We start from the raw sequence: 8930 nt of genomic DNA on the forward strand, positions 1-8930 counted from the left end.
GCTGTGGCGCTGGCCATTCCGGCGCCCCGTGGAGCGGCCCCGCTCGGGGCACCACAGCTCGCCGGTGCGGCGGCGGTGGTGCTGTTCTTGACACTGTTGACCCGCGGCGGCCCACGCCGTCGTTCCGAGATCGCGTCGTTCGTCGCCGTCACCTCCATTGCCGTGACCGCCGCCGCCGTCGCCTTCGGTTATGGCTGGCAGCATTGGGTGCCGGCCGGTGCCATCGTGTTCGGGCTCTTCACCGTCACCAATGCGGCCAAGCTGACCGTCGCGGTCGCCCGGATCGCGCTTCCGCCGATCCCCGCGCCCGGCGAGGCCGTCGAGCACGACGAGCTGCTCGAACCCGTTGCGGGCCAAGAGCTCAGCGACGACAAAGAGGCGAGGACGTGGCAGGCCATCATCGCCTCGGTACCGAGCTCGGCCGCACGCCTCACCGAACGCAGCGAGCTTGCCAAACGACTGCTGATCGGATTCGTCACGGCCGGGACTTTGGTGCTGGCGGTCGGTGTCGTCGCGATCGTCGTGCGCGGACACTTCTTCGTGCACAGCCTGGTGGTCGCCGGTTTGGTCACCGCCGCATGCGGATTCAGGTCGCGCCTGTACGCGGAACGCTGGTGCGCGTGGGCGCTGCTGGCGGCGACCGTCGCCATTCCGATCGGGGTGACCGCCCGGTTGAGCCTCTGGTATCCAAACACCGCATGGCTTTTCCTGACCATCCTTTCGGCCACGAGCGTGGTCGCGCTCGCGGTCGTCGGTGCGACCGTGGGGATCCGCCGGATCTCACCGGTCATGAAGCGCGTCCTGGAACTGCTCGACGGGGTTTTGGTCGCCGCCATCCTGCCAATGCTGTTGTGGATAACGGGCGTCTACGACATCGTCCGCAACATCCAATTCTGACGAGGCGGGTAGAAATTGCCGCGGTTCGAGCGGCGGCGGGTTGGGTAAGATTCTCGTAATCGCAAGTGGGCAGAGGAGATCGACTGATGATCGAGCCATTGGTCGTCGAACCGTCCCGCTTGGAGAACGCGGGAAACACGCTGCAACAATTGCCATTTCCCACGCCGCCGGCGCCCATCGTGGCGCCGGGCACGGATGCCGTCTCGGCGGCCATCAATGCGACATTGCCGATCATCGAATCACCGGTGACCGACGGGTTGCCTGCGGTCAAAGCCGCACTGACCAAGACGGGATCGAGCATCGCGGCCGCGGCCGCGATGTACGCCGACACCGACGAGAGGCTCGGAGACCACCTGACCCAGGTTCAGTTCCTCTCATCCGCGAAAGAACCTGCGAGCGGTTCACCCGGAGTCAAACCCGAGGCGGACAAGCCGAACGATGGCGACGAGCCCAGCCCCGCCAAGCCGTCCCCGCAGCCCGGTAGTCCGGTGCCTCAGCCCGGTGAACTGGCCGGCGCAACGGGCCCATTGGGTTCCGTGATGCAGGGCATGCAGGGCGCGATGGGGAGCCTGCAAGGCATGCAGGGGGCCGGGTCCGCTCCCGCGCAACTCGCCGACAGCAATAAGAAGGACCAGGCTCCCACCGACGAGGACCGCCGGGCCGACGAAGAAGACGGGCGGCCAGATGCGCAATCCGACGGTGCCGCGCCCGGCGCGGAGACCGCCGAAAAGGTTCCGGCCGAGCCCATCTCGCCGGCCGGCCCGCAGGCTGCGCCGTCGGGTGTCACACTCTGAGCGGTTGAGGGCAACGCACACACCGCGCCTCAACGCGGCCGGGCAAGCCTTGCGGATTCGGCGGCGATGGACCGCTCCAGCTCGTCTTCGCCGAACTCGCGTAGTCCCGTTGCCGCGCGCAGGAACGGCTCGAACATCTGCCAGCCGATGAGCAACGCGCCCGCGTGTGCCGCCGCGCGCCGTGCCGCCTCGTCGCTGCAATGCCCCGGCCTGATGTCGTCGAGCAGCCTGGCTGCCGCCGGGAAGCTGGTCTGCAGTCGGCCTGCCTGATACCCGTCCAGGAGCGCCCGCGCGATCACCCGTAACTGACGGCGCCCGGCAGCCTCGACGTCTGCCGCCGGTGCGCCGCGCTCGATCAGCGTGGCCAGCTGGGCCGCCAGCTGATCGAGTACTGCCGCGACCAGCCTCTCCTTGGTGCCGAAATGACGGAACACCAGGCCGTGGTTGACCCGCGCCGCAGTGGCGACATCGCGGATCGACGTGGCGGCCGGCCCACGTTCGGCGAACAACTGGCTCGCGCTGTCCAGGATCGCCGCGACCACCTCGTCGCGCCCCGTGGGGCAAACCACCTGGTCCGATGGGCTTGTGCCGTCTGTAGTCATATGACTACACTACCGGAGAATGCACTGTAGTCGACTGACTACAGTCCTCGACCAAGGAGATGATCCGCGATGACGCAGACGCTGACCCAACCGCAGACGCTGAGTGTGGAGTACCAGGAGCTGATGGCCAGGGCCGACGAGGTGGAGGCCGCGATCCCGGGTCAGCCCGCCGACAACGCTGAAGCGCCCTGCGCCCTGGCCATGGTCACCGCCGCCGTCGCGCAACTTGCGTTGTCCGCCGACAATATGCGGCTCTACCTGGGGGTCGGCGTACGCGAGCGCGGCCGCCTCGCGGAGTCGCTGCGCAACGCCGCGAAGGCCTACGAGGAGGTCGACGAGAACTCGCAAGAGGCCATCGACGACGGCACGTCGGTGCAGGCCGCGGCGCCCGGCGTCACCGGCGAAGGTCCCGATCCGGTGGCACTCGGCGACACGAAAAAGGTTGGGGCTTCGTCGATTGAGCCGACGCCGTACTACCCGGTCCGGCAGGCCGCCGAGGAGATCGCCGAACTCGATCAGGGCGTCTCACTCGACCTGTTCGCGCGAACGTGGGCCGATCACCAGCGGACACTGCTGGAGGCCCGCTATCGTTTCCGGCCGTTCGTCGAATGGTACGGCGACGCCACATACGCCGTTGAAGACAACTTCGATTCGCATCGGTCATGGCTCGACCAGATGGCGGCGTTGTCCGGCACGATGGTCAGCCAGGCGCAAGGCGTCGTGTCGACGCACCGTTGGGCCGTCACGGAACATCCCACCGTCGCGCAGCTGAAAGAGCTCGACGACGCGTGGGTGTACTTCCAAGGCCATCTGCCGGCAGAACATTGGAAAGGCAGCGTCAAGCCCGCGTTGGAAGAGGAATACGCGCGGCTGCAGAAGAAGTCGGAGGAGGTCCTGGCGGAATACCAGAGGAGGGCGGCGCTGCCGTTGGCGCCTATCAATCCGCCCAAGCCCCCCGCCGCCTACTACGTCGCCCCGCCCCCCGAGCCCGGCTCGTACGAGACGGATCCCGACACCCCATACGACGAGTTGCCGTACGGCGACGAGTACCTGAACACCCCCACCGGCATGCCGAGTGCGCCGTTCACCGGTACGCCGGCGATGCCCACCGACCCGACCGGGGCGGGCGCTTGGAGGGGGGCGCCCGCCCCGTCGAAGGGCCCGGGGCTGAAGCCGGCCGGGCTGGGCGGCGGCGGGACCGGTGTGCCGTCGATGCCGTTGCAACCCGCGGTAGACGCCGAAGCGCCGCCACGGTCCACCGGGGCGGCGGCCGGGTCCTCGGGTCCTGGCCGCGGGATCCCAAGCGGCGGTGGCGGATTGGGCGGCGGCATGGGCGGGGCGCCGATGGGCGCCCCCGGTGCGCAGGGGCAACCGAACGGCAAGGGCAAGCGTCCGCAATCCGACGAGGAGGCGATCTACACCGAGCGGCGGCCGTGGACCGAGGGCGTGATCGGCCGGCGGCGCAGGGAGGTCGCGGAGGCAAAGGACGCCCGGTGATCGGCTGACGCCCCGACGAAGGCGGGCCTTCTCCGCTCCCGGCCGAGGGGTGCCGGGAATGTTGGACCAAGGCCCGCTTCTTCGTCCGAGCGAGGGGTCGCCGACCGACTCACGATGCGTCGGAGAGCGCCGCCGACAACAACCCGGTCAGGTGCTTCCAGTACAACCAATCGGCGACCGCGGCTCGCTGGGCCACGGGATCGGCCGCGGTGTGCGCCTGTGCGACCAGCACCTCCTGGGCGTGCTCGGCGTAACGATGGAAGGCCCGCAGGTGCGCGGCCTGCCGCCCGGGGGAGCGGCTGGCCAGCGGCTTCATCACGTCGAACCACAGCATCGGCCGCTGGTCGACGGGCGGAGCGGGATCCTCGGCCGATTTCGGCACCTGCGCCAGCATCTCCTGCAGGCTGATCTTGCCTTCGGCCAGCGAGGCGGCGAGGTGAGCTGCGGCGTCGGAGTCCATCAGTTCGTCAGGGGCCCGCTGGCTGTCTGCCGACGGGGTCGCATCGGCGGGCGCCGGCGGCAACAGGTTGACCAGCCGGACGTCCGTGGTGGCGGCCAGCCGGTCGGCCGCCTCCGGGTCCACGACGGCCAGCCGGGATAGACCGACCATGTCGCCGTTGTCCGGGATGTCGTCGGGCTTCAGCAGGACCTTCGCGGCACCGGGATCCGAATTGGCCAGCTGCTCCTCGGTCGCGATCACCGCGCGCAGCTTCTGGTCGTGGTGCTGCGCCCAACCCTGAACGGCCATCACCGGGTAGGTGGCCCAGCGCGCCCGTTCCGCGGCGGGAATGGCGTCGTCGGCGCTGGCCATCTGCACCTGTTCGGGTAATTGCACCCCGTCGGGGATGTAGGCGAGCCCGTAGCTGTTGGCCACCACGATCTGCCCGTCGGTGGTCACCGCCGTCACCCAAAAGAATCCGAGTTCGCCGGCACCGTTGGCGCCGGGTGCGTTCAGGGCCGCCGCAATGCGCCGCGCCAATCGCAGCGGATCGGCCTGGCGGCGCGCCGCGTCGGCGGTGGCTGCGTCCGCGATGGCGTCGCGTTCGGCGCGCGCCTTCGAAACCGGGATGATTGGTGTCACGACAACGGCATCCGCCGCGTCGCTCCGCTCGGTCGATGCCGGGTCGCCGGCGGACGCGGCGGGTCGGGCCGGCGCCGGCCGATTGCCGGCGGCCGCGGGTCGCGTGCTGGCCGAACCGGTTGGCGGCTTCTGCGCCGCCGAAGCACCTGCGCCCGCCCCGGCGCCGCCACCGCGCGATCCGCCGCCCGAGGCGCCCGGCAGTCCGGCCGGCATGCCGGCCCCGCCGACGGGCGCGGCCGTCGCCGACTCTTCCGTCCGGGGCGCGACCGACGGCGACATCAGCGACGCCGGCGTCATGCCCTTGCCGCGTCCGCCCGCGCCGAGCGGTTCCGCCGACGCCGCCGGGCTCAGCGGCGCCGCGGGAGCCGACGGCGGTGCCGGTACACCGCCGGGACCGCCCGGGCCGCCAGGCACGGCGGGGCCACCCCCGCCGGGTTTGACGGCCGGTGGGGCGGGCACCTGCCCGGGAACGGTCGGCATTCCGGGCGGGGGCTGCGCGCCTGGCCCCGGTGTGGGCATTGCCGAAGGTGGCATCGCGGGGGGCGCCAGCGGGGGCGCCGCCGGCGGTGGCGTCACCGGCGCCGGTGGCGCGGGGCCGGGCCGCGGACCGTCTTCCTCGACGGGCGGCGCCGGCGATGATGGACCGTCCGGCAGCGTGACCGGCGGCGGCGTCTTCTGATCGAGCAAGTCCCGCAGCGCATTGTGGGGCGGCTTCCACGCCTTGCTCGCCACGATCCGCTCGGCGGTGCCGGTGACCACGCTGAGGTTCGCCCCGTAGGCGGTGCTGAGCACCGAGTTGATCGCGGTGGTCCGCTCGGCGGCGTCCAGGGTGGAGTCGTTCTCGAGGGCGCGGATTTCCGTCTGCGCGGCCTCGACGATGTCACTGACATCCCATTTGGCCTGGGTGACCGAATCGGCGACATACCGCTGCCAGGTGATGACCGTCGCCAGGCCGTTCTGCAGCTTCTTGAGCTCATCGATGTTGGTGCCGAGCTCGCTCTTGGCCGCGGCGGCGGCACCGCCGGACCAGAATCCTCCGTCGAAGATGTCGCTCTGCTCGTGCTGGCAGGTCTCCAACACCGCGGTGACCTGCCGCAGCACCTCGGTGTACTGCTGCGCCCGGTCGTAGTAGTTGTCCTCGTCCACCTCGGGCCAGGCGTCCGGGGTGAGCATCTGCGCGGCATACTCGCTGACCGGCTTCGCGACGCCCATCGCCTACTCCTGCGCCGGCGGCATGCGCCAACGCGTCGGCCGCTGGAGGGTACCGGACATCATGGTTAGTAAGCGTAATCGAGGTTCAGCCAAGCCAACTGCGCCAAATTGAGCGTGGGTCCCCGCCGGTCCGGAGCATTCAAACCCCTGTCCGGCACCGGGTTTCGCTCAGGTTAAGCCGAGGGTCTCTTTGAGCGAACCGGCGATGCCGGCGACCAACTCGATGAGCCGGTCCTCCTCGGCGTCGATCGCGGCGGTCGCGACGGCCCGCGCGTTGCCGATCGCCTCGTTGACGCGCTCCCCGACCGTTTCGGCTCCCAGGCGCAGCAGGCCGTCCTCGATGTGGAGACCGGTCAAGCAGAGTCGGGCATTGAGGGTTGCCTCGACGGTCTTCGATTCGTCTGTGGCCGTGAACGTTTCGGTATTCGTTCGGTGCTGCTGGTCCTCCAACGCCGACTGGAACAGCTGCGCCTGCCGCAGCGCCTCTGCCACCTGGGGGTGCATCTCCACGGTCATTTGGGATCCTTACTTCTCGGGTGCTGTCTTGCGCGGGCGGTTCCCGATGACGCCCTCGGTCCATGCGCGTTCCTCGGTGTAGAGCGACTCGTCGTCCGATTGCACGCGTTTGCCCTTGCCCTGGTTTTGGTTCTGGCCGGGCCCGCCCATCGGCGCCATCCCGCCGCCCATGCCGCCACCGGCGGCGCCGCCAACGCCCGGCATTCCGCGGCCCGGGCCCGCGCCACCGGGTGCCGCACCGGCGGGCCGGGACGCCGCCTCGGAATCCACCGCGGGCTGCAATGGCATCGACGGCACACCGGCCCCGCCGCCGCCCAACCCGGCCGGTTTGACCCCGCCTCCCCCGGGCAGACCCGGCTTGCCCTTCAACGCATCTTTCATGGCGGCGTCCATGGCCGGCTGGTCCGCCGCCCCCGGCATGCCGCCGCCCGGCATCGGCGGCACCATGGGCGTCATGGGGGTGGCGGGCGCCCCGGTTCCGTCGCCGGTGGGCCAACCGCCCGGAATGGTCGGATCGATCGTTCCGTCGCCCGGCGCATTCGGGTCGGGGGGCGCCGAAATGCGGGTGGCGGCGGGCGGAGCCTTGGGATTCACCGGCGGCAGCGGCAGCGACGCGTTCGCGATGTACATGTTGAGCGACGTCTCCGATTTCTGCTGCAGGCTTTCATACCAGCTGACCGCCATGTACAGGTAATACGGATACGACGTCACATACCGCTGGTACCAGTAATCACATTGCGACACTTCGTAACTCGTGGGGTGTTCCGCCTCGACGGTCCACTTTCCGTCATAGTCATGCGTCTGACGATCGCCCATGACCCGAGCTTTCTTGTGGGCGTCGACGACTCTCAGGGCCTGGTTTCCGAGGCTGACGCACAATTGAGCCATCGAGTAGATCCACTGCCGTTGTGCCTCGAAATTCAACTCGACCGCTGCGCATGCCTCGCCCTCCCACGAGCTGAACGGCCGGAAACGGTAGGTCTCCTTCTGGAATTCTCGTTGGAAGTTGTCCCACTCCTTCGCGAACGCTTTGAAGGCGGTGCCCTGGTCGCCGGACTCGATGGCCGTCGCCGCCTGCCTGACCTCGTAGTAGGGGTACTCGAACGCCGGCGGTGGCGGTGGGGGCGGGGGCAGGTAGCCGCCGAAGTCCTCGTCCGGGTCGCAATTGGCCGTCATCCGGTCGCTTCCGTTGCCGACCCCCGATGCGGACGAACCGCCGTCGACGGCGTTGATGGCCTCGGCGCTGCCCTCGTCGACCTCTTCGTAGGCTTTGGCGGCGTTGCGGAGTGATTTCGCCAGCGCCCGCCACTCCCGCTCGCACGCCCTGAGGTAAAGCCGCATCGAGTCGGCGGAAAGCGCGAGTTGGGTGGCGGCATCGTTGACAAAAGAGAGGGCACACGGGGCTGCGGGATTGGTGGCCGGGATGGCCGGCAGCGCCGCCTCGATCTCATTGGCCCGCGCCATGAGTTCTTCGTATTCGACCTTCAACGTCTGCGGCATATCGGCTGGCTCTCCTTACGCTGAAGTCATCGTCGGCCGAATCGAAAACCGCCGAGGCCGCGGCAGTGTCGGTGAGGTGTGCCGCAACGTCACTCGTTCGACACCGTGGCCCGCGGGCGCGAGGAGACTGGCGTTGCCCGCTGAGTCGGCGCGGTCGACAGCAGGATGCGGTGCAGTCACCGACCACCCCTTTCGTGTCGCCGAGTCATCGGGCGGTGTAGGGGCACGCCAACCGCCATCGGAGTTATCCTAATTCACCCAAGAGGGCCCGCGCGCAGCAATTTGCCGTACCGATTTGGCACACTTTCGGCTCGAAAATGCGTGGTGTACCGGGGTGCAATGCGCACACATTGCGCCGCATTGGTCCGCCCGAAGGCGTTGCGGCCTCGCCCTTCTCGACGGCGTGCGGGCCAGGCGGCGCCCGACCGTCACACCCCGGCCGGTCGGAAGAAAACCCCGTCGGCCTGCAGCAGTCGCCCGGTTCGGACATCGAAGAAGAACGGCGCGAATCCGGCCAACGCCATGCCCAGTGAGCGCATCAGGTCCATCGCCTCGTCGGCGAGCATGCCACCGTCGTACAAGGGCTCGAACGAGAGCTCGAGCTGCACTCCGACGCAGCGATCGTGCACCGTTGTCTCCCCGCCGGCGATCACCTGCCTCTCGAACCCCTGGACGTCGAGCTTGAGGAATGCCACGTCGTCGGGCAGCAAGAGCTCGGGCGCCAGGGAATCGAGTCGACGGAGGGCCACCTCCTCGGTGCCGATGAACGTCGCGGGCAACGCGGGGCAGAGCAGTTCGCTGCTTCCGATGCTGAAAGCTCATCGCGACGCG

8 protein-coding genes are annotated in these 8930 nt (G+C 69.2%); 3 read left to right on the plus strand and 5 right to left on the minus strand.

The genetic code is table 11. The features are described from left to right. Positions 1–897, plus strand: an 897-nt coding sequence (gene eccD, locus A5701_RS03565; RefSeq protein WP_067748597.1) for a type VII secretion integral membrane protein EccD, incomplete at its 5' end; no start/stop codon positions are given. Positions 898–983: 86 nt separating this feature from the next. Then, the gene (locus A5701_RS03570) at positions 984–1691 is read left to right on the plus strand and encodes a hypothetical protein (protein WP_067748601.1); all 708 of its coding nucleotides are present in this window, start codon (positions 984–986) and stop codon (positions 1689–1691) included. Positions 1692–1720: 29 nt separating this feature from the next. On the opposite strand, the gene A5701_RS03575 is transcribed toward A5701_RS03570, so the two are convergent. Further along, complete coding sequence (locus A5701_RS03575; RefSeq protein ID WP_067748603.1) at positions 1721–2293, minus strand: TetR/AcrR family transcriptional regulator; 573 nt, start codon at positions 2291–2293, stop codon at positions 1721–1723. Between the two features lie 69 nt (positions 2294–2362). On the opposite strand from A5701_RS03575, the gene A5701_RS29180 reads away from it, so the two are divergent. Beyond that, the gene (locus A5701_RS29180; protein WP_082969665.1) at positions 2363–3790 is read left to right on the plus strand and encodes a hypothetical protein; all 1428 of its coding nucleotides are present in this window, start codon (positions 2363–2365) and stop codon (positions 3788–3790) included. A gap of 109 nt (positions 3791–3899) precedes the next feature. Here A5701_RS29180 and A5701_RS03585 read toward each other — a convergent pair whose 3' ends face one another. From A5701_RS03585 to A5701_RS03600, 4 genes are all read right to left on the minus strand, one after another. Next, positions 3900–6083 carry a hypothetical protein gene (locus A5701_RS03585; protein ID WP_067748606.1) on the minus strand — a complete coding sequence of 728 codons (2184 nt, stop codon included), beginning with the start codon at positions 6081–6083 and terminating at the stop codon, positions 3900–3902. Between the two features lie 168 nt (positions 6084–6251). Continuing rightward, a complete protein-coding gene (locus tag A5701_RS03590; protein WP_067748608.1) occupies positions 6252–6599 on the minus strand; it encodes a YbaB/EbfC family nucleoid-associated protein in 348 nt (115 codons plus the stop codon). A 9-nt stretch (positions 6600–6608) separates the two neighbouring features. Next, entirely contained in the window at positions 6609–8099 is a 1491-nt protein-coding gene (locus A5701_RS03595) for a hypothetical protein (protein WP_067748611.1), read from the minus strand. 428 nt (positions 8100–8527) lie between these two features. After that, positions 8528–8878, minus strand: a complete 351-nt coding sequence (locus A5701_RS03600) for an FkbM family methyltransferase (protein WP_067748614.1) — start codon at positions 8876–8878, stop codon at positions 8528–8530. Positions 8879–8930 lie beyond the last annotated feature (52 nt).

It is taken from the genome of Mycobacterium sp. E3305 (assembly GCF_001666785.1).
Lineage (GTDB): Bacteria > Actinomycetota > Actinomycetes > Mycobacteriales > Mycobacteriaceae > Mycobacterium.

Excerpts from the sequence above, each read along its gene's own strand:
- A5701_RS03570 (WP_067748601.1), top strand. The coding sequence starts at position 984 with ATGATCGAGCCATTGGTCGTCGAACCGTCCCGCTTGGAGAACGCGGGA.
- A5701_RS03575 (WP_067748603.1), bottom strand. The coding sequence starts at position 2,293 with ATGACTACAGACGGCACAAGCCCATCGGACCAGGTGGTTTGCCCCACG.
- A5701_RS29180 (WP_082969665.1), top strand. The coding sequence starts at position 2,363 with ATGACGCAGACGCTGACCCAACCGCAGACGCTGAGTGTGGAGTACCAG.
- A5701_RS03585 (WP_067748606.1), bottom strand. The coding sequence starts at position 6,083 with ATGGGCGTCGCGAAGCCGGTCAGCGAGTATGCCGCGCAGATGCTCACC.
- A5701_RS03590 (WP_067748608.1), bottom strand. The coding sequence starts at position 6,599 with ATGACCGTGGAGATGCACCCCCAGGTGGCAGAGGCGCTGCGGCAGGCG.
- A5701_RS03595 (WP_067748611.1), bottom strand. The coding sequence starts at position 8,099 with ATGCCGCAGACGTTGAAGGTCGAATACGAAGAACTCATGGCGCGGGCC.